This is a genomic window from Paraburkholderia sp. NPDC080076 (assembly GCF_050281145.1).
GTDB lineage: Bacteria > Pseudomonadota > Gammaproteobacteria > Burkholderiales > Burkholderiaceae > Paraburkholderia.
In genome coordinates this window covers 139,315-158,925 of sequence record NZ_JBNNWQ010000004.1, presented here as the reverse complement: position 1 = coordinate 158,925, position 19,611 = coordinate 139,315, and the positions used below count along the sequence as shown (strand labels likewise).

The following is a 19,611-nucleotide window of genomic DNA, read 5'->3' as shown; positions in this document are numbered from 1 at the left end:
GCCGCACTCGCACCGTTTTCAGATACGCGCGCTCGTACTTCAGTCGCGCTTCGCCTGTTTTGCCCGCTTCGCTCGAATACGCACAAGGCCGCCATGCAAGTCCAATCGATGCAATTCAAGGCACGCGCCGGTCAGAAACTCGCCGACCAGCGTCTGCAGCAGAACCTCACCAAGCTGTCGACCAAGTTCGTGTCGGCCCGCGCCACGGCCATGACAGCGATCGATTTTCCCGCCACGCGCGCCGCGCTGAAGGAGCGCCGCAATCGCGCGCTGGAGAATCTCGACGTGTGGCTGGAAACCTTCGAGCGCGAAGCGACCCGGCGCGGCGTGACGGTGCTGTTTGCCGAGACGACCCAGGAGGCCGCGCGGCTCGTCGGCGACATTGCGCGCCGGCACGAGGTGAAGAAGGTCATCAAGACCAAGTCGATGGTCACGGAAGAAATGCGCCTGAACGAAGTGCTCGGGCAAATGGGTGTCCAATCCATCGAAACCGATCTGGGCGAGTACATCCTGCAGATCAACGACAACGAGCCGCCGAGCCACATCATCGCCCCGGTCGTCCACAAGGATAAGGACGAGATCGCCGACCTGTTCGCGAAGACTCACAACCGGCCGCGCCTGACCGAAATTACCGACATGACGCGCGAAGCGCGCGAGATGCTGCGCCCGCATTTCATGACCGCGGACATGGGCGTGACCGGCGGCAATTTCGTGGTGGCGGAAACGGGCTCGGTCGTGCTGGTCACGAACGAGGGCAACGAAGGCATGTGCACCGTGATGCCGCGCGTGCATGTGGCGGTGACGGGCATCGAGAAAGTGCTGCCTACGCTCGAAGACCTGGCCACGGCGATGCGTCTATTGCCGCGCTCAGCGACCGGGCAGACCACATCGAACTATTTTTCCGTGTTGACGGGGCCGCGCGGCGAGGGCGACCAGGACGGTCCCGAGCATATGTATGTGGTGCTCGTCGACGGCGGGCGCACGGGGCTGATCGGCGGCGACTTCCAGGAAATGCTGAGGTGCATCCGCTGCGGCGCGTGCATGAACCATTGCCCGGTGTATCAGAAGGTGGGCGGCCACGCGTACGGCTGGGTCTATCCCGGCCCGATGGGTTCGGTGTTGACGCCGAGCTACGTCGGCATCGACAAGGCGCTGGATTTGCCGCAGGCCGCGACGTTGTGCGGCGAGTGCAACAGCGTGTGCCCGGTGGGCATTCCGCTATCCGATCTGTTGCGCAAGCTGCGCGAGAAGCAGGTGGAGCGGCATCTGCGGCCCTGGAAAGAGCGCGCCGGACTTGCTGTGTGGGGTTTTCTGGCGCTGCATCCGGATGCGTACGCGCTTTTCACGAAGCTGGCCGTGCGCGTGCTGGAACGCATGGGCGGAAGGAATCGGTCGATTGGCAAATTGCCGTTGGGCGGCGCGGGCTGGACCAATACGCGGGATATGCCCGCTCCGGTCGGTCGAACGTTCAGGGAGTTGTATGCGGCGCAGCGCAGTCATATCGGCTGAGCGGGCTTCTTGGGCGAATCGCGCCGTCGTATTTTCAGAGGTCGGTGGCGTTGCGCGCGAGCCGGTGATTCCGGCGCCGCGCCATCTAAGTAAGGCCGTGCCGTTTGGCGGCTGTCTCCGTCTGCCGTTCAGGACGTAGCCGCAGAAAACTAACCGCGGTACGCGTGCGTCGACAGATACGCATGCGAACCGCGCAACTATGCGACCAGCGGCGCTTAGTGGTCCGTCATCTGGCCAGGTTGTCGGCCCGGTGCCCCTCGCACGGGGGCGCCCCCATTATTGCCATTACCACGACCACCGCCATTGCCCGCCTGCTGCGACGGCGGTGGCGGAGGCGGCGGGCTGGCAGCCCCCGGCCGGGGCGCATTTGATCCGCTCGGGCCACGCGGCCCGCCCACGCCGCCTTGCGGCGGCGGGCCGCCGTGCGAGCTGCCATTAGGCTGACCGTGCCAACCGCCGTTATCGCCGTGGTTGCCGTTGTTTCCATAGTTGCCGTTGTTCGGCCGGCCCCGGTTCGGATAGCCGCCGTAGCCCGGTCCGTAATAGCGGCCCGGTCCGTCGTAATAGCCGGGGCCAGAGTAGTTGCTGTAGCCCATGTAGACATTGGTTTGTGGCGCGACCGGCACGCCGGTGGCGTAGCCGTCGTAATCGTCATAGCCGCTGTAACCGCCGCCGTAGCCGTTGCTGTACATCGGCGTGCCGTCCGGATAGACCGCGCAGCCGCCGAGCAGGGTGGCGGCAGCGAGGCAGGCGATGGGTGCGAAGCGTTTCATGGTGATGGACCAGTGCGAGATTTATGTTTCTGTAAGACCGCTATTATCGTCATCCGTCGCAAGAGCTTTGTATGTGTTTGTAAGGATTTCTTTCTTGTGCCATGACGAGCGTCGACGTCGTGCGCCGCAAAACGTGAATTCACTGTTCCATTCGGAGCAACGCTCTATCTCGCGCCAGTGGGTTTTTCCCGATTGCGAAATCCTATAGCATTCGCACTGGGCATAGTGGGTTACAAACTCATCTGCCCCTAATCGGAAGAAACGACATCATGAAAAAGACAATATCGGTGTACTGGCCCCTCGCCATCGTTGTGCCGCTCGCTGCGGCTGCTTATCTGCATATTTGCGGCGACGCTGCGTCGCGCGCCCCGCAGGCTCCGCTCGCGGCCGCTCAACTCACGGCTGAACTTGCACGCGCCGTCTCGTACGGCATGATCGACGACACCGCGACGCTGCCGGCCAAACCCATGCGCGCCGCGACGGCGATGCCGATCGCGGAAGCGTCGTAAGCAAAGGTTAAGCGCGAGCGGAATCGGTCGCAGGACCCGAACGCCACGCTCGCGGCCATGAGCGCGCCGGCTTCCGGCGAGATTCCGGCCAGCTTTGTATAATCGCGGCACCATTTGTTAACAGTCGTCCTACGCGCGTCGCGCGCCTGAAAAAGCCCCTTGATGAAAACCGTATCCATCTGCTTTGTCTGCCTCGGGAACATCTGCCGTTCTCCGACCGCGGAAGGTGTGATGCGCCATCTGGTCGGCGAGGCGAAGCTCACGGAGCGCATTCTGATCGACTCCGCCGGAACGGGTGACTGGCACATCGGCGAGCCGCCGGACGAGCGCGCGCAGCAGGCGGCCGGCCGGCGCGGATATCAACTCGCCGCCTTGCGCGGCCGTCAGGTCGCCGCGGCGGATTTCGAGCGCTTCGACTTGCTCATTGCGATGGACGACAAAAACGTCGCCGCGCTGCGCCAGGTCTGCCCGCCGCAGCAACGCGACAAGATCCGTCTGCTGATGGAGTTTGTCCCCGAAGCGGACGCCCGCTGGAGCGGCGCCCGCGAAGTCGTCGACCCGTATTTCGGCGGCGCAGAAGGTTTCGAGCAGGTACTGGATCAGTGTGAAGCGGCCTGCCGTGGCCTGATTGCGGCGTTACGTCCCCAATTGCTTGTGTAGAGTTTGGCGAGAGAGCGCGCCGGGCTTATCCAACAATTAAGCAAATGACCCAAATCGCGGTAGGGATACTTGACTAAATCGCTCATGTATTTATACTTGACAAAACTTGTCGAGAATTGCGGTTCCCACACCATATGAGACTCACCACGAAAGGCCGTTTCGCCGTCACGGCGATGATTGACCTGGCACTGCGCCAGGAGCAGGGCCCGGTGACGCTTGCGGGTATCAGCCAGCGCCAACACATCTCCCTGTCGTACCTCGAGCAGCTGTTTGGCAAGCTGCGTCGTCATGAAATCGTCGAGTCCGTGCGCGGACCGGGCGGCGGCTACAATCTGGCCCGCCGCGCCGAAGACGTGACCGTGGCCGACATCATCATCGCCGTCGACGAGCCGCTCGATGCCACCCAATGCGGCGGCAAGGGCTCTTGCGAGGGTACCAAACAGCACGACGGCCACTGCATGACGCATGAACTGTGGTCCACGCTGAACCAGAAAATGGTCGAGTACCTCGATTCGGTCTCCCTGAAAGATCTGGTGGACCAGCAGCGTTCGCGCGAAGGCGCGCCGGCCGTGCTGCGCGACAGGCGCAACGAAGCGCCGGCGGTCGAACCCGTCCGCGTGGCGCCGAAAGGGCCCAATTCCGTTTTCAACATGGCCGGTTCCTAGGCGCGGTATCGAGCAGTCACCGCAGCCTGATAAGAAACCCAGAAGCCAGAGCACATGACGTCCCCGGAGCAATTGATGAACAACGACACTCTCCATCTGCCCATCTACATGGACTACAGCGCGACGACGCCGATCGATCCGCGCGTGGTGGACAAGATGATTCCGTATCTGCGCGAGCAGTTCGGCAACCCCGCATCGCGCAGCCACTCGTATGGCTGGGCGGCGGAGCGCGCAGTCGAAGAAGCGCGTGAGAATGTCGCCGCGCTGGTGAACGCCGATCCGCGCGAAATCATCTGGACCTCGGGTGCCACGGAGTCGGACAACCTGGCCATCAAGGGCGCCGCGCACTTCTACAAGAGCAAGGGCAAGCACATCATCACGGTGAAGACCGAGCACAAGGCCGTGCTCGACACCTGCCGCGAACTCGAGCGCGAAGGCTTCGAAGTCACGTATCTGGACGTCAAGGACGACGGCTTGATCGACCTGGAAAAGCTCAAGGCCGCGCTGCGTCCGGACACGATTCTGGTGTCGGTCATGTCGGTGAACAACGAGATCGGCGTGATCCAGGACATCGAGGCGATCGGCGAGATCACTCGTGAAAAGGGCATCATTTTCCACGTCGACGCGGCGCAAGCCACCGGCAAGATCGCGATCGACCTGCAAAAGCTGAAGGTCGACCTGATGTCGTTCTCGGCGCACAAGACGTATGGCCCGAAGGGCATCGGCGCGCTGTACGTGCGCCGCAAGCCGCGTATCCGTATCGAAGCGCAGATGCACGGCGGCGGTCACGAGCGCGGCATGCGTTCGGGCACGCTGGCCACGCACCAGATCGTCGGCATGGGCGAAGCGTTCCGTCTCGCACGTGAAGAAATGGCGACGGAAAACGAACGCATCCGCATGCTGCGCGACCGTCTGCTGCGCGGCCTGTCGGAAATGGAAGAAGTGTATGTGAACGGCGACATGGAAAAGCGTGTGCCGCACAACCTGAACATCAGCTTCAATTTCGTCGAAGGCGAGTCGCTGATCATGGCGGTGAAGGACGTGGCGGTGTCGTCGGGCTCGGCCTGTACGTCGGCTTCGCTGGAACCGTCGTATGTGTTGCGCGCGTTGGGCCGTAACGACGAGCTGGCGCACAGCTCGATCCGCTTCACGGTGGGCCGCTTCACGACCGAGCAGGACGTCGATTACGTGATCAACCTGCTGAAGACCAAGATTTCGAAGCTGCGCGATTTGTCGCCGCTGTGGGAAATGCACAAGGACGGAATCGATATTTCGACCATCCAGTGGGCAGCGCACTGACGCGCCGGGTTTGGGACGATAGCGAATTCATCGAATTGCAATTGCAGGTTGAAACGGATCAAGGAGTGTAATCATGGCTTATAGCGACAAGGTTCTGGACCATTACGAAAACCCGCGCAACGTCGGTTCCTTCGCGAAGGACGACGATGCGGTCGGCACCGGTATGGTCGGCGCGCCGGCATGCGGCGACGTGATGAAGCTGCAGATCCGCGTGGGCGCGGACGGCATCATCGAAGACGCGAAGTTCAAGACGTATGGCTGCGGTTCGGCGATCGCGTCGAGCTCGCTCGTCACGGAATGGGTGAAAGGCAAGACGCTCGATCAAGCCATGTCGATCAAGAACACGCAGATCGCCGAAGAACTCGCGCTGCCGCCGGTGAAGATCCACTGCTCGATCCTCGCGGAAGACGCGATCAAGGCAGCGGTCGCCGACTACAAGCAACGCCACGGTGAAGCAGTCGTCGAAGGCGACAAGCAACACGCTTAGGCGGTGATTACGGCGCAATTTCAGCGCGGTTTTCAGGTGAATCGAAACGGGCGGCGGCGCGAATTTGCAGCGGGCCGTCCGGTCCGAGCGATATTTGATGCAGGCAGGGTAGCAGCGCGTGAGCAGGCAGAAGAGTGACCGGCACGCACTGCGCAATGAGAAACGCTATGGCAATTACGTTGACCGAAAAGGCAGCACAGCACGTCCAGAAGTATCTGAACCGTCGCGGTAAGGGCGTCGGCTTGCGCGTCGGCGTGCGCACCACCGGTTGCTCCGGCTTGGCTTACAAGCTCGAGTACGTGGACGAACTCGCGCCCGAAGACGAAGTGTTCGAATGCAACGGCGTGAAGCTCATTGTCGACCCGAAGAGCCTCGCCTATATCGACGGCACCGAACTCGACTTCGCACGTGAAGGGCTGAACGAAGGCTTCAAGTTCAACAACCCGAACGTGAAGGACGAATGCGGTTGCGGCGAATCGTTCCGCGTGTAAATCCGGACATTCCGCGTGCAGCGGATCAAAGGCGGCGCGGGCCGCCTTTTTAGTTTCATCCGCGAATTCGCCTGTGCCGCCAGGCTCTGCCGAGCCGCGTTTTTAGACTGCACTCCGGTGCGCTTTCCTGAACGGACTCCTTTTATCCGATGGCCTCGCTGAACGACAGCCACTTCGACCTGTTCGATCTGCCGGCGCAATTCGCGCTCGACACATCAGCGCTCGATCACGCCTACCGCACGGTGCAGGCGCAAGTGCATCCGGACCGCTTCGCGGCGGCCGGCGACGCGCAAAAGCGCATCGCGATGCAATGGGCGACGCGCACCAACGAGGCGTATCAGACGCTGCGCGATCCGTTGAAGCGCGCCACCTATCTGCTGCATCTGCGCGGCATCGACGTCGGCGCGGAGCACAATACGGCGATGGAGCCGGCGTTCCTGATGCAGCAGATGGAATGGCGTGAAGGCATCGAGGACGCGGCCGCGGCGAAGAACGTCGATGCGCTCGACGCCTTGCTGACCGAACTGCGCGACGAAGAGCGCGTGCGTTTCGACAAGCTCGGCGCCTTGCTCGACAGCGGCGCGAATCAGGCCGCCGGCGAGGCGGTGCGCCAGTTGATGTTCATCGAGCGGGTGGCGTCGGAAATCGGCACGCAGATCGAGCGGCTCGAGAACTAGCGAGCCAGAGCCGTACGTCGTGTACCGCCGGCACGAACGCGGCGGAAGCGACCCGAGGCGCCGTAACATTACAACCAGCAACGCGAAAATTTCAGGACGGGGTCGAGCGGCCCCGAGAAGATCCAGATGGCCCTACTGCAAATCTCCGAACCCGGCATGGCGCCGGCGCCCCACCAGCGGCGTCTGGCGGTCGGTATCGATCTCGGCACCACCAACTCCCTCGTTGCCGCCGTGCGCAGCGGCGTGCCTGACGTGCTGCCCGACGAAGACGGCCACGTGCTGCTGCCGTCGGTGGTGCGCTACCTGGAAAAGGGCGGCCGCCGTATCGGCCGCACGGCCAAGGCCGAGGCCGCGAGCGATCCGCGCAACACGATCGTCTCGGTCAAGCGCTTCATGGGCCGAGGCAAGGCGGAAGTGGAGGGAGCCGAAAACGCGCCATACGATTTCATCGATGCACCGGGCATGGTGCAGATCCGCACCATCGACGGCGTGAAGAGCCCGGTCGAAGTGTCGGCCGAAATTCTCGCGACGCTGCGCCAGCGCGCCGAAGACTCGCTCGGCGACGAACTGGTCGGCGCGGTGATCACGGTGCCCGCTTACTTCGACGAAGCCCAGCGTCAAGCGACCAAAGATGCCGCGCGTCTGGCCGGGCTGAATGTGCTGCGCCTCCTGAACGAACCGACCGCGGCCGCGATTGCCTACGGCCTCGACAACGGTTCCGAGGGGCTGTACGCCGTGTACGACCTCGGCGGCGGCACCTTTGATCTGTCGATTCTCAAGCTCACCAAGGGCGTGTTCGAAGTGCTCGCGGCGGGCGGCGACTCCGCGCTCGGCGGCGACGATTTCGACCACGCGCTGTATCGCCATGTGCTGGAGCAAGCCGGCATCGCGCCGCAAACCCTCGCACCGGAAGACGTGCGCTTGCTGCTGGACAGCGTGCGCGTGGCCAAGGAGGCGTTGTCGGACGCGCCGAGTGCGAAGCTACAGGCCTCGCTCTCGAACGGCGCTCAAATCGATCTGACGATCGACGAAGCCACTTTCGAGGCCATCACGCAGGCGCTGGTTCAGCGCACGCTCGGCCCGACCAAGAAGGCGCTGCGCGACGCCAAAGTCACGACGAAGGAAATCAAGGGCGTGGTGCTGGTCGGCGGCGCGACGCGCATGCCGGTGATCCGCCGCGCGGTCGAATCGCTCTTCGGCCAACCGCCGCTGATCAATCTCGACCCGGATCAGGTGGTCGCGCTCGGCGCGGCGATCCAGGCCGATCTGCTCGCGGGCAATCGCGGTGCGAACGGCGACGAGTGGCTTTTGCTCGACGTGATTCCGCTCTCGCTCGGCGTGGAGACGATGGGTGGTTTGACCGAGAAAATCATCCCGCGCAATTCGACGATTCCGGTCGCGCGCGCACAGGATTTCACGACTTTCAAGGATGGCCAGACGGCCATGGCGATCCACGTCGTGCAAGGCGAGCGCGAGCTCGTCAGCGACTGCCGCTCGCTCGCGCGCTTCGAGCTGCGCGGCATTCCGCCGATGGCTGCCGGCGCGGCGCGCATTCGCGTGACCTACCAGGTGGACGCCGACGGTCTGCTGTCCGTGTTCGCGCGCGAGCAGGGCTCGGGCGTGGAAGCGTCGGTGGTGGTCAAGCCTTCCTACGGTCTCGCCGACGACGATATCGCCCGAATGCTCGAAGACAGCTTCTCGACCGCTGAAGTCGACATGCGCGCTCGCGCGCTGCGCGAAGCGCAAGTCGAAGCGCGGCGACTCGTGGAGGCCACCGACGCCGCGCTCGCCGCCGACGCCGAACTGCTCGACGACAGTGAGCGCGCCGAGCTCGACACGCTGCTCGATGCATTACGCAACGTCGCGCAAAGCGAGGATGTCGACACGATCGAAGCCGCCACCAAAACCCTCGCCGAAGGCACTGACGAATTCGCCGCCCGCCGCATGAACAAGGGCATTCGCCGCGCGCTCGCCGGCCGCAAGCTCGACGAGATCTGAGCGCTGCGGTTGCGGCAGGGCGGGCCGCCCGGTCGGTCCGCCGCAAAGAATCGAATCGCGCCGCGTGGACTTAAAAAGTCCGCGCGGCGCCAGTAAAATGGTACGGAGCCTGTTTGCGGCCGCCGTGCCTCAGACCCAAACGGAAAATGTATGCCTCAAATCGTTGTGCTGCCTCACGTCGAACTGTGCCCGGAAGGCGCGGTGATCGATGCCGTGCCCGGCAAGAGCATCTGCGACAGCTTGCTCGAACACGGCATTGAAATCGAGCACGCGTGCGAGAAGTCGTGCGCGTGCACGACCTGCCACGTGATCGTGCGTGAGGGTTTCGCCGCCTTGACGCCATCGGAGGAAGACGAGGACGATCTGTTGGACAAGGCGTGGGGGCTCGAACCGGCCTCGCGTCTGTCGTGCCAGGCCATGGTGCCGGCGGAGCAGGATCTGGTTGTCGAAATACCTCGCTACTCGATCAATCACGCGAAGGAAAACCACTAACAGGAGGATGCAGCCATGAAGTGGACCGATACGCAAGACATCGCGATGGCCCTGACTGACAAGCACCAGGACATCGATCCGCAACAGGTGCGCTTCACCGACTTGCACCGTTGGGTCACCGAGCTGGAAGGATTCGACGACGATCCTAACCGGTCGAACGAAAAGATCCTCGAGGCGATTCAGGCTGCATGGATTGAAGACGCGGATTATTGAGCGTCACTGAGTTTCCCGAAGCCAGTCAGCGATGTGCTGCACGCCGCTGCCGGCTACGGCAAAGAAAAAGGCGACTCCAATGGAGTCGCCTTTTTTGCGTCTGGCGCAAATTCCGCCTGGTTACGCCCTAGCTTGCTACAAGCGTGCCGTTCTGAACCCGAACGCGCTGACCTTGCTGGAACGGCGGCGCTTCATGGTAGGTGAAGTAACGCGTCTTGCCGCTTTCCATCCGCACCCGTACCGAATACGACGTGGTGCTGCGGATATGTTTCTCGACCGAGTTGCCGGCAAGGCCGCCGCCGAGCGCGCCGAGAACGGTCATCGCGGTACGGCCGCCGCCGCTACCGAACTGGTTGCCGACCACGCCACCGGCCACCGCGCCGCCGACCGCGCCGATACCGGTGCCATGACCTTCCTGACGCACCGCCGAGATGGCCTCGACTACGCCACATGTCGAGCAGTAGGCTGGTTGCGCCGGCTGCTGCTGTTGCTGGGCATAGTTGGGCGCCGGCTGGGCCTGTTGCTGCTGCGCGTATTGCTGCTGCTGCGTGGGCGCAGGCGCCGGAGCGGGCGCGGGCTGCGGCTGTTGCGCGGCTTGCTGCTGGGCAGCCTGTTGCTGCGCGGCCTGCTGCTGTGCTGCCTGTTGCGCCGTCGGGTTGGCAGGCGCCGCCGAATCGACCACGCCCTGCTGGTTAGCTTGCGTGGCGACTTGCGCCGATTGCGTCTGATCGTTTTGCGCGCCGTTGCTGGATGCCTTCGGGAACAGGCCCGTGACCGCCGCGGTGGCGACGAGGCTTGCGATGATCACCGCGCCGGCAGCGGTCGCGACGAGCGGGTGAATCCGGCGTTGTTGCGCAGGCTGCGCGGATTGCGTGGCGGGTTGCGTGTTCGGATTGTCCATTTTGGCCTCCGTCTTCAGTCTTCAACAGGAGTCGACTTTTGGTAAGACAAAGTGTCTGGTAAATCGATTCGGTGAGGGTTTCAATTTGTAACGATTTCCGGGTGATCGCCGCGATGGCGTCCTGTCAAAGCCCACGCGGCGCGGCGGACCGCCGCTTCCGGCAAGCGCTCGCGCGACGAACACGGACGGCGGAATCCTCGCATGGCGCGCAGCTTTTACCGATGGTTACAAACCGTCCGACGGCCGCCAGGTGTGCTTTCAAAGGAAGTAGCAAGAAAAACGCCCGGCATCGAGCCGGGCGTTCTCCAGGATGCGAACCACGCAACGCTCAGTCTTCGCGGCGCAGGTGCGGGAACAGAATCACGTCGCGGATGCTCGGGCTGTCGGTCAGCATCATCACCAGACGATCGATGCCGATGCCGCAACCGCCGGCCGGCGGCATGCCGTATTCGAGCGCGCGAATGTAGTCCGCGTCGTAGAACATCGCTTCCTCGTCGCCGGCGTCTTTCTGGTCGACCTGCTTCTTGAAGCGGGCCGCCTGGTCTTCCGGATCGTTCAGCTCCGAGAAGCCGTTGGCGATTTCACGGCCGGTGATGAACAGCTCGAAGCGCTCGGTGATGCCGTCGACCTTGTCCGACGCGCGCGCGAGCGGCGACACCTCGATCGGGTAGTCGATGATGTAGGTCGGCTCCCACAGTTGCGACTCGGCGGTCTCTTCGAACAGCGCCAGTTGCAGCGAACCGACGCCCGCGTTCAGGAACTGCGGCTGCGACGCATCCACGCCGAACTTCTTCAATTCCGTGCGCAGGAAAGCGCTGTCGGCGAGTTGCTCGTTCGTGTATTGCGGCGCGTACTTCTGGATTGCCTGCGTGATCGTCAGGCGGTGGAACGGCTTCGCCAGATCGAGTTCGCGGCCCTGATACGTGATTGTCGCGGTGCCAAGCGAGTCGATTGCGGCCTGGCGGATCAACTGTTCGGTGAAGTCCATCAGCCACTTGTAATCGGTGTACGCGGCGTAGAACTCGATCATCGTGAATTCCGGATTGTGGCGCACGGACACGCCCTCATTGCGGAAGTTACGGTTGATCTCGAACACACGCTCGAAGCCGCCGACCACGAGGCGCTTCAGATACAGCTCCGGCGCGATACGCAGGAACATCTGCATGTCGAGCGCGTTGTGGTGCGTGGTGAACGGCTTGGCCGCCGCGCCGCCCGGAATCGGGTGCAGCATGGGCGTTTCGACTTCCATGAAGTCGGCGTCGGCCATGAACTTGCGGATCGACGAAATCGCCTTCGTGCGCGCAACGAAAGTCTTACGCGTTTCGGGCGTGACGATCAGATCAACATAGCGCTGGCGATACTTCATTTCCTGGTCCGACAGGCCATGGAACTTGTCCGGCAGCGGACGCAGCGACTTCGACAGCAGGCGCAGTTCCGTGCAACGCACCGAGAGCTCGCCCTTGTTGGTGCGGAACAGCACGCCACGCGCCGCGACGATGTCGCCCATGTCCCACTTCTTGAAGGCGTCGTACGTTTCCTGGCCGACGTCGGCGGGCGTAATGAAGAACTGGATCTGACCCGAACCGTCGCGCACGGTCGCAAAGCTCGCCTTGCCCATCACGCGCTTGAGCATCATGCGGCCGGCGATCGCGACTTCGAGCGGATTCGCTTCGAGCGCTTCCTTGTCGGCGTGTTCGTACTGCGACTGCAGATCTTCGGCGTGATGCGTGGGACGGAAATCGTTCGGATAGGCGACGCCTTGCTCACGCAGCTCGCGCAGCTTTTCGCGGCGCTCGGCCATGATTTTGTTGTCGTCCACCTCGGGCGCCATATTCGGCTGGGCCACATTTGGCTGGGCCGCATTCGGCTGGGTCGGTTCGGTCATGATGATTTGGTATTCGGTGGCCCGCACGGAAATGGCTCGCTTGCGGGTGGCCAGTCAGTAAAAACCTCAGGCGGTAAAAAGATACGGCGCGGCGTTGCAAGGGCAGGCCGCGCCAGTTGCGCTTAGACGCCCTGTTTCAGGCTGGCGCTGATGAACGGATCGAGGTCGCCGTCGAGCACGCTCTTGGTATTGCTGATTTCGACGTTGGTGCGCAGATCCTTGATACGGCTGTTGTCCAGCACGTACGAGCGGATCTGATGACCCCAGCCCACATCGGTCTTGCCGGCTTCGAGCTTGTCCTGCTCGGCCTGACGCTTGCGGATTTCCGCTTCGTACAGGCGCGATTTCAGCATGGCCATCGCTTCGGCGCGGTTACGGTGCTGCGAACGGTCGTTCTGGCACTGCACGACGATGCCCGACGGCATATGCGTGATACGCACCGCGGAGTCGGTCTTGTTGATGTGCTGACCGCCCGCGCCAGACGCGCGGTACGTGTCGATACGCAGATCGGCCGGGTTGATGTCGACTTCGATCGAGTCGTCGATTTCCGGGTACACGAACACCGACGAAAACGACGTATGACGGCCGCCCGACGAGTCGAACGGCGACTTGCGCACGAGGCGATGCACGCCGGTTTCGGTGCGCAAAAAGCCGTACGCGTATTCGCCTTCGATCTTGATCGTGGCGTTCTTGATGCCCGCTACATCGCCGTCGGTCTGTTCCAGCACTTCGGTCTTGAAGCCTTTGCGTTCGCAGTACCGCAGATACTGGCGCAGCAGCATGGAGGCCCAGTCGCACGCCTCGGTGCCGCCGGCGCCGGCCTGGATGTCCAGGAAGGCGTTGTTCGGATCGGCCGGGTTCGCGAACATGCGGCGGAATTCCATGTCGGCGACACGTTGTTCGATGCCTTGCGCGTCGGATTCGCAGGCGAGGAGTGTTTCCTCGTCGTCTTCTTCGCGGGCCATGTCGAACAGGTCCTGCGCGTCGCGCAGGTCGTTATCGAGCGACGTGAGTTTGCCGACGGTGTCGTCGAGCAGCTTCTTCTCCCGGCCGAGGGCCTGGGCGTGCTTCGAGTCGTTCCAGACGTCCGGGTCTTCGAGTTCCCGGTTGACTTCGATTAGACGCAGTGCTTTGTCGTCGTAGTCAAAGATACCCCCGTAGCGCGCCCGCGCGAGTGCGCAGGTCCGCCAGTGAGGCTTCGATCGCGTTGAGACGTTCCGCTTCCATGTCGATCTTTTATAGCTTCGTAAAAAGGGGAAATTATAGCCGATCGGCGTGCCGCGCCGGAGGCTGTTCAGCGATCCGGCGCGTGTTTGCGGTTGATTTTGCGGAGATTTTTCGAAGTTTTCGGCGTCCCGGAGCCTGGCGCGCCGCGCGGCTTCGACTCACCGCTTCAGTGCATCGCCTCAGCTCGCGGCGTGCTCCACGATCAGCTGCACGCGCGATACACCGTTCCATGTGTCGCTCGCGAGGCGATAGGCGACGGTGGTGCGAGCGGGCAGCGTGTCGGTGTGATTGAACCAGATCGCGTTGAAGCGCTGGCGCCCGCGCACGAGTTGCAGCTTCAGGTGCTTGTCCTTCACGAGCGCCTGCGAGGCGATGTCGAATTCACCCGAAAACACCGGCGCCGGGAAGCCCTGGCCCCACACGGCGGCGTCGAGCATTTCGACGAATTGCGGCGTGAAATACGCGTCCTCCAACTCGCCGTCGGTTTCCACCGTGCGCGAGAGCGCGTCCTCGGACAGCCATTCGCGGCCGACCGCTTCGAACGCGGCGGTGAAGCGCGCTACGTCGGCGGCGGCGAGCGTGAGGCCGGCGGCCATCGCGTGGCCGCCGAATTTGACGATCAGGCCGGGCTCGCGCTTCGAGATCAGATCGAGCGCGTCGCGCAGATGGAAGCCCGCGATCGAGCGGCCCGAGCCTTTGACGGTCTGGCCGCTGTCGTCGGCGAGCGCGAAGGTGAACGAGGGCCGGTGGAACTTCTCCTTCAGCCGCCCCGCGACAATGCCGATCACGCCCTGGTGCCAGCTGGGATTGAACAGCGTGATGGTAGTCGCGCCGTCAGGGTCGATCGCCGAGAGGTCTTCGAGGGCCTGCTGCTGCATGCCGGCTTCGATTTCGCGGCGTTCGCGGTTCATCGTGTCGAGTTGCTGCGCGAGATCCCACGCGCGGCCGATGTCGTCGGTCGTCAGGCATTCGATTCCGAGCGACATGTCCGACAGGCGGCCCGCCGCGTTCAGGCGCGGCCCGAGCGCGAAGCCGAGGTCGAAACCCGACGCGCTGCGAGCGTCGCGCGCGGCGGCGCGAAAGAGCGCGGCGATGCCCGGCTGCATCTTGCCCTTGCGGATGCGCTGCAAGCCTTGCGCGACCAGCACGCGGTTATTGCCGTCGAGCTTGACGACGTCCGCGACCGTGCCGAGCGCGACCAGATCGAGCAGGCCGTCGAGGCGCGGTTCGGGAAACGCGTCGTTGAAGGCGCCGCGGCGGCGCAGTTCCGCGCGCAATGCCAGCAGCACATAAAACATCACGCCTACGCCCGCGATGCACTTGCTCGGGAACGTGCAGCCCGGCTGGTTCGGATTGACGATCGCTCGGGCGGCCGGCAGTTCGTCGCCGGGCAGGTGGTGATCGGTGACCAGCACGTCGATGCCGAGCGCATTGGCCGCTTCCACACCGTCGACGCTGGCGATGCCGTTATCCACCGTGATCAGCAGATCCGGTTTGCCCGACGCGCTGCGCGCAGCCAGCGCGACGATCTCGGGCGTCAGGCCGTAGCCGTACTCGAAGCGGTTCGGCACCAGATATTCGATCCGGCCGCCGAACATGCGCAGGCCGCGCACCGCGACCGCGCAGGCAGTGGCGCCGTCGCAATCGTAGTCGGCGACCACCAGCATGCGGCGTTGGTTCTGGATCGCGTCGGCGAGCAAGGCGGCGGCGTCTTCGCAGCCCTTGAGCGCGACCGGCGGCACGAGCCGCGCGAGGCCGGTTTCGATTTCGTCGGGCATGCACACGCCGCGCGATGCGTAGAGGCGCGCGAGCACCGGATGCAGGCCGTGGCGGGTGAGGACTTCGGCGTCGACAGGAGAGCAGGCGCGCGTAACGATTCGAGTCATTCGGAAAGGCCGTGAGTCATTCAATCAATTATTCGATGAAGAGCGAGGCGAGCACGCGCCGCCGCCAGAATTTGCGCAGGTCGCCGCGCGTAACCGAGAGCGTCACCGAGCCGGTGTCGCCGCACAAGGTCAGGCCGAGCTCAGCGAGATCGCCGGATTGCAGCGCGGCGAGCGCGGGTTCGAACCAGTCTGTTTGCATGGCGGCGAAGGCGCCGTTCCAGCGCGCCCAGTCCTGCTGGATGTAGGGCGCGGAGAACGGATCGAGTTCGACCAGCGTGATGCTCGCGCCCGCGTGCGTGGCGCCGTTCGCCTTGTCCGCGAGCGACGCCAGCGCGCCGAACGAGCCCGGCGGCGCACCGTTCGCGACCCCGGCGGTCATCGCAAGGCCGCGCGTGGCGGCCGCGTCGGACAGCACCCGCGCGAACGGACTGCGCACCGGTTGCGCCGCGCCCTGCGCGTGAAACCAGATCGAGTTGACGGCCGGCAGGCCGCGCGCCTCGCGCGCTTCGTTGACCGGATGCTCGAACCACGCCATTTGCACTTCGTTCTGCAGCTTCATCCACGCGCGCGAACGCTCGCCGGAATGGGCCTCGTGCGGCAGCCAGATTTCGATGTTGCGCCCGCTCGCGCGCAACGGCGACGCGCCGGCCAGCGTGCCGAAGCCGTCGCCCGACAGATACCAGCGCGCGGGCCGCGGCGCTTCGATACGCACGCGGAGTTCCTCGATCAGCGGCCGCGCGACCGCGAGCAGCGCGCCGGCTTCCTCGTCGGACAGATCGAGGGAGGCCGGATCGATCAGCACCAGATGATCGTGCGCGATGCGCACGTGCACCGGCTGCACGCAGGCCCATGTGGCGTTGCCGGGTTCGCCGCCGTCGGCGCGCAGCATGTACGGCGCGAGCGGCGCTTCGTCGGCGGCCGCCGCGCCGCTCGGCAGCGCGCCAAATTGGCGTGCTACCCAGCGCTCGTGCGGCAGCGTGCGCTGAAAGTCTTCGCCGATCACGCGTTCCACCAGCGTCGCGCGCGCGATCAGCCGGTCGAGGGCCGGACTGCGGATGGCGTGAAGGGCGGTGGAGGCGTCCGCTGCGGCGGGCAGCGCGAAGGGCAGGAGAAGATGGAGACGGTTGGCGAGCATGATGCTGCGCATTGTAGGGCAAAGAGTGCGAGTATTCCGACCATCAGCATCCGCTCGACGAAGCGTGGCGGCAGCGGACCTCCGGGTTCGCCGCCGGCGGGCAGCCGGAGCAACAGCCGCGCGCGGCGGCACCGCGCACATGACGAGGGAGACCGGCATGTCGCGTGAACTCAAAACCGAGCAGGAATTGCTAGCGCTGGTCGTCAAGGCGCTCGATGCGAACCCGGCCACGGCCGGCTGGATTCCGACCGGCTTCCACGAGACCGTGGACGACGAGAGCGGCTGCAACTGGGACATCAGCCATCTGCACCGCGACCGCAAGGACGCCGACGTGCGCGCCGCCGCGAACAGCGCCGCCGCGGGCATCATCAACGAGCTGCGCGGCCGTTACAACCTGCGTTAGGCGGAACCGGGGCCGTGCCCGAACGCGGCGCACGGCGACGCGGCGCCGGTTCAGGACGGCCGCCGCCGAGCCGAGCGGACCGCAGGCGGCCGGCGTTTCTGTTCGAGGTCCCGTCCACACTGCGTTTGCGCGAGCGGGCGGCATTGTATGGCAAACTTCGCGCTTGATTAGTGGTGGCAGCGATGTTGGCGACAGCAACGGCCGCCTCCCGGACAGCCGCGGACCGCGGTGGCGCGCGCATTGCTACGCTACGGCACGCCATACCGGAACCATCCGCGTCGCAACGACACCAATGATCACGACGCTCGGGCCGCACGGCAGGCGCTTCACGCCATCGTGCGCGGCACAAAGCCGAAGAACGCAGACAAGGATTCGCTTGAAATTTCCCTACGAATGGCAGATTGGCTGGCGCTACACCCGCGCCGGCAAACGCACGACCGGTAACGGCTTCATTTCCTTCATTGCGCTCGTGTCGATGTCGGGCATCGCGCTCGGCGTCGCGGCGCTGATCGTCGTGTTGTCCGTGATGAACGGTTTTCAGAAAGAGGTGCGCGACCGCATGCTGTCGGTGCTCGCGCACGTCGAAATTTTTTCGCCGACCGGGTCGATGCCCAACTGGGAGCTGACCGCAAAGGAAGCCCGCCAGAACAAGGAAGTGATCGGTGCGGCGCCGTATGTCGAAGCGCAGGCGCTGCTCACGCGCCAGGACGCGGTGAGCGGGGTGGCGCTGCGCGGCGTCGAGCCGTCGCTGGAGCCGGAGGTGTCCGATATCGGTAAGGAGATGAAAGGCGGCAGTCTGAACGCGCTGAAGCCGGGCGACTTCGGCATCGTGCTGGGCGCCGACCTCGCCACCAATCTCGGCGTGCAGGTCGACGACAAGATCACGCTGGTCGCGCCCGAAGGCACCATCACGCCAGCCGGCATGCTGCCTCGGCTAAAACAGTTCACGGTGGTGGGCATCTTCGAGTCCGGACACTACGAATACGACAGCACGCTCGCACTGATCAACATCAAGGACGCGCAGGCGCTATTCCGGCTGCCCGCGCCGACCGGCGTGCGGCTGCGCCTGACCGACATGCAGCGCGCGCCGGAAGTCGCGCATCAGCTTGCGCGCACACTGTCCGGCGATTTATACATTCGCGACTGGACGCAGCAGAACAAGACCTGGTTCTCCGCGGTGCAGATCGAAAAACGCATGATGTTCATCATCCTCACGCTGATCATCGCGGTGGCGGCGTTCAATCTGGTGTCGTCGCTCGTCATGACGGTGACCAACAAGCAGGCCGACATCGCGATTCTGCGCACGCTCGGCGCGCAGCCCGGCTCGATCATGAAGATTTTCGTCGTGCAGGGCGTGACGATCGGCTTTATCGGCACGGCGACCGGCGTCGCGCTCGGCTGCCTGATCGCGTGGAGCATTCCATGGCTCGTGCCGATGATCGAACATCTGATCGGTGTGCAGTTCCTGCCGCCGTCGGTGTATTTCATCAGCGAACTGCCGTCCGAACTGGTTCCGGCCGACGTCGCGCGAATCGGCATCATCGCCTTCGCGATGTCGGCGCTGGCCACGTTGTACCCGAGCTGGCGTGGTGCGAAAGTCCGTCCGGCGGAGGCACTGCGCTATGAATGACCGTTCCGCAAACCTGTCCATGGCTTCTTCCGACACCGTGCCGCATCCCTACGTGCTGGAAGCAACCGGCATTTCCAAGTCGTTCGTGCAGGGCGGTCTGAACGTGACGGTGCTCAACAACACGGAACTGAGCGTGCGGCGCGGCGAGAAGCTGGCGATCGTCGGCGCGTCGGGTTCCGGCAAGAGCACGCTGCTGCACGTGCTTGGCGGCCTCGACGATCCGAGCGCCGGCCATGTCTCGGTGATGGGCAAGCCCTTTACCAAGCTCTCGGAGCGCGAACGTAACGACCTGCGCAATCGCGCGTTGGGTTTCGTGTATCAGTTCCACCATCTGCTGCCGGAGTTCACCGCGCTCGACAACGTTGCGATGCCGCTGCGGATTCGCCGCATGACGACCGAAGCATCGCGCCGCGAAGCGCTCGCGGTGCTGGAGCGCGTCGGCATGGGGCATCGCGCGAAGCATCGTCCGGGCGAGTTGTCGGGCGGCGAACGCCAGCGCGTCGCGATTGCGCGCGCACTGGTGACGAAGCCCGCCTGCGTGCTGGCCGACGAACCGACCGGCAACCTCGACGGCGGCACCGCGGACACCGTGTTCAACCTGATGCTCGAACTGTCGCAAACGCTCGATACGAGCTTCGTGATCGTCACGCACGATCCGGAACTCGCGGGGCGTTGCGACCGCATCATGCGGCTGCGCGACGGCGTGCTGCACGAAGAGCCGCCGGTGCCGGTTTAAATGGCCGGACGCCGTGAGCCGGCGCTGCGCCGCTT

20 protein-coding genes are annotated in these 19,611 nt (G+C 64.2%); 14 read left to right on the top strand and 6 right to left on the bottom strand.

Going from position 1 to position 19,611, the window contains the following annotated elements:
- Nucleotides 1-93: 93 nt before the first annotated feature.
- On the top strand, nt 94-1,509 hold the full coding sequence (locus ACQKRQ_RS17765) for a lactate utilization protein B (RefSeq protein WP_427478490.1): 1,416 nt from the start codon (nt 94-96) through the stop codon (nt 1,507-1,509).
- Nucleotides 1,510-1,724: 215 nt separating this feature from the next.
- Here ACQKRQ_RS17765 and ACQKRQ_RS17760 read toward each other — a convergent pair whose 3' ends face one another.
- The gene (locus ACQKRQ_RS17760) at nt 1,725-2,282 is read right to left on the bottom strand and encodes a hypothetical protein (protein WP_427478488.1); all 558 of its coding nucleotides are present in this window, start codon (nt 2,280-2,282) and stop codon (nt 1,725-1,727) included.
- Nucleotides 2,283-2,551: 269 nt separating this feature from the next.
- Between ACQKRQ_RS17760 and ACQKRQ_RS17755 the strand changes: the two genes are divergently transcribed.
- From ACQKRQ_RS17755 to iscX, 10 genes are all read left to right on the top strand, one after another.
- On the top strand, nt 2,552-2,791 hold the full coding sequence (locus ACQKRQ_RS17755) for a hypothetical protein (RefSeq protein ID WP_132373826.1): 240 nt from the start codon (nt 2,552-2,554) through the stop codon (nt 2,789-2,791).
- A gap of 162 nt (nt 2,792-2,953) precedes the next feature.
- Nucleotides 2,954-3,451: a low molecular weight protein-tyrosine-phosphatase gene (locus ACQKRQ_RS17750; protein ID WP_427478486.1), complete on the top strand. Its 498-nt coding sequence runs from the start codon at nt 2,954-2,956 to the stop codon at nt 3,449-3,451.
- A gap of 134 nt (nt 3,452-3,585) precedes the next feature.
- Nucleotides 3,586-4,116, top strand: a complete 531-nt coding sequence (gene iscR, locus ACQKRQ_RS17745) for a Fe-S cluster assembly transcriptional regulator IscR (RefSeq protein ID WP_094783140.1) — start codon at nt 3,586-3,588, stop codon at nt 4,114-4,116.
- A 75-nt stretch (nt 4,117-4,191) separates the two neighbouring features.
- Nucleotides 4,192-5,415 carry an IscS subfamily cysteine desulfurase gene (locus ACQKRQ_RS17740; RefSeq protein ID WP_132373828.1) on the top strand — a complete coding sequence of 408 codons (1,224 nt, stop codon included), beginning with the start codon at nt 4,192-4,194 and terminating at the stop codon, nt 5,413-5,415.
- Nucleotides 5,416-5,488: 73 nt separating this feature from the next.
- Entirely contained in the window at nt 5,489-5,902 is a 414-nt protein-coding gene (gene iscU / locus ACQKRQ_RS17735) for a Fe-S cluster assembly scaffold IscU (protein ID WP_028199493.1), read from the top strand.
- Between the two features lie 167 nt (nt 5,903-6,069).
- A complete protein-coding gene (gene iscA / locus ACQKRQ_RS17730; RefSeq protein ID WP_012433565.1) occupies nt 6,070-6,393 on the top strand; it encodes an iron-sulfur cluster assembly protein IscA in 324 nt (107 codons plus the stop codon).
- A 149-nt stretch (nt 6,394-6,542) separates the two neighbouring features.
- On the top strand, nt 6,543-7,070 hold the full coding sequence (gene hscB, locus ACQKRQ_RS17725; protein ID WP_427478482.1) for a Fe-S protein assembly co-chaperone HscB: 528 nt from the start codon (nt 6,543-6,545) through the stop codon (nt 7,068-7,070).
- A 126-nt stretch (nt 7,071-7,196) separates the two neighbouring features.
- Nucleotides 7,197-9,068: a Fe-S protein assembly chaperone HscA gene (gene hscA / locus ACQKRQ_RS17720; protein ID WP_427478481.1), complete on the top strand. Its 1,872-nt coding sequence runs from the start codon at nt 7,197-7,199 to the stop codon at nt 9,066-9,068.
- A 150-nt stretch (nt 9,069-9,218) separates the two neighbouring features.
- Nucleotides 9,219-9,560, top strand: coding sequence for an ISC system 2Fe-2S type ferredoxin (gene fdx / locus ACQKRQ_RS17715; protein WP_097389705.1), 342 nt, complete (start codon nt 9,219-9,221; stop codon nt 9,558-9,560).
- A 15-nt stretch (nt 9,561-9,575) separates the two neighbouring features.
- Nucleotides 9,576-9,773: a Fe-S cluster assembly protein IscX gene (gene iscX / locus ACQKRQ_RS17710; protein ID WP_007181290.1), complete on the top strand. Its 198-nt coding sequence runs from the start codon at nt 9,576-9,578 to the stop codon at nt 9,771-9,773.
- A 127-nt stretch (nt 9,774-9,900) separates the two neighbouring features.
- On the opposite strand, the gene ACQKRQ_RS17705 is transcribed toward iscX, so the two are convergent.
- From ACQKRQ_RS17705 to ACQKRQ_RS17685, 5 genes are all read right to left on the bottom strand, one after another.
- Nucleotides 9,901-10,674, bottom strand: coding sequence for a glycine zipper 2TM domain-containing protein (locus ACQKRQ_RS17705; RefSeq protein WP_132373831.1), 774 nt, complete (start codon nt 10,672-10,674; stop codon nt 9,901-9,903).
- Between the two features lie 328 nt (nt 10,675-11,002).
- Nucleotides 11,003-12,559, bottom strand: a complete 1,557-nt coding sequence (gene lysS / locus ACQKRQ_RS17700) for a lysine--tRNA ligase (RefSeq protein WP_132376839.1) — start codon at nt 12,557-12,559, stop codon at nt 11,003-11,005.
- Nucleotides 12,560-12,681: 122 nt separating this feature from the next.
- A protein-coding gene (gene prfB / locus ACQKRQ_RS17695; protein WP_132373832.1) for a peptide chain release factor 2 occupies nt 12,682-13,786 on the bottom strand; the annotation gives its coding sequence in 2 pieces (ribosomal slippage) (nt 12,682-13,704 and nt 13,706-13,786; 1,104 coding nt in all).
- Nucleotides 13,787-13,965: 179 nt separating this feature from the next.
- Nucleotides 13,966-15,672, bottom strand: a complete 1,707-nt coding sequence (gene recJ, locus ACQKRQ_RS17690) for a single-stranded-DNA-specific exonuclease RecJ (protein ID WP_427478477.1) — start codon at nt 15,670-15,672, stop codon at nt 13,966-13,968.
- 28 nt (nt 15,673-15,700) lie between these two features.
- Nucleotides 15,701-16,819, bottom strand: coding sequence for a regulator (locus tag ACQKRQ_RS17685; protein WP_427478476.1), 1,119 nt, complete (start codon nt 16,817-16,819; stop codon nt 15,701-15,703).
- Between the two features lie 145 nt (nt 16,820-16,964).
- Here ACQKRQ_RS17685 and ACQKRQ_RS17680 point away from each other — a divergent pair, with 145 nt between their 5' ends.
- The 3 genes from ACQKRQ_RS17680 (at nt 16,965) to lolD (ending at nt 19,576) form a co-directional block, all read left to right on the top strand.
- Nucleotides 16,965-17,210: a hypothetical protein gene (locus tag ACQKRQ_RS17680; protein ID WP_427478475.1), complete on the top strand. Its 246-nt coding sequence runs from the start codon at nt 16,965-16,967 to the stop codon at nt 17,208-17,210.
- Between the two features lie 376 nt (nt 17,211-17,586).
- Nucleotides 17,587-18,840: a lipoprotein-releasing ABC transporter permease subunit gene (locus ACQKRQ_RS17675; protein WP_132373836.1), complete on the top strand. Its 1,254-nt coding sequence runs from the start codon at nt 17,587-17,589 to the stop codon at nt 18,838-18,840.
- Nucleotides 18,833-19,576 carry a lipoprotein-releasing ABC transporter ATP-binding protein LolD gene (gene lolD / locus ACQKRQ_RS17670; RefSeq protein ID WP_106279458.1) on the top strand — a complete coding sequence of 248 codons (744 nt, stop codon included), beginning with the start codon at nt 18,833-18,835 and terminating at the stop codon, nt 19,574-19,576. The genes ACQKRQ_RS17675 and lolD overlap by 8 nt, the downstream gene beginning before the upstream one ends.
- The last annotated feature ends 35 nt before the right edge of the window (nt 19,577-19,611 follow it).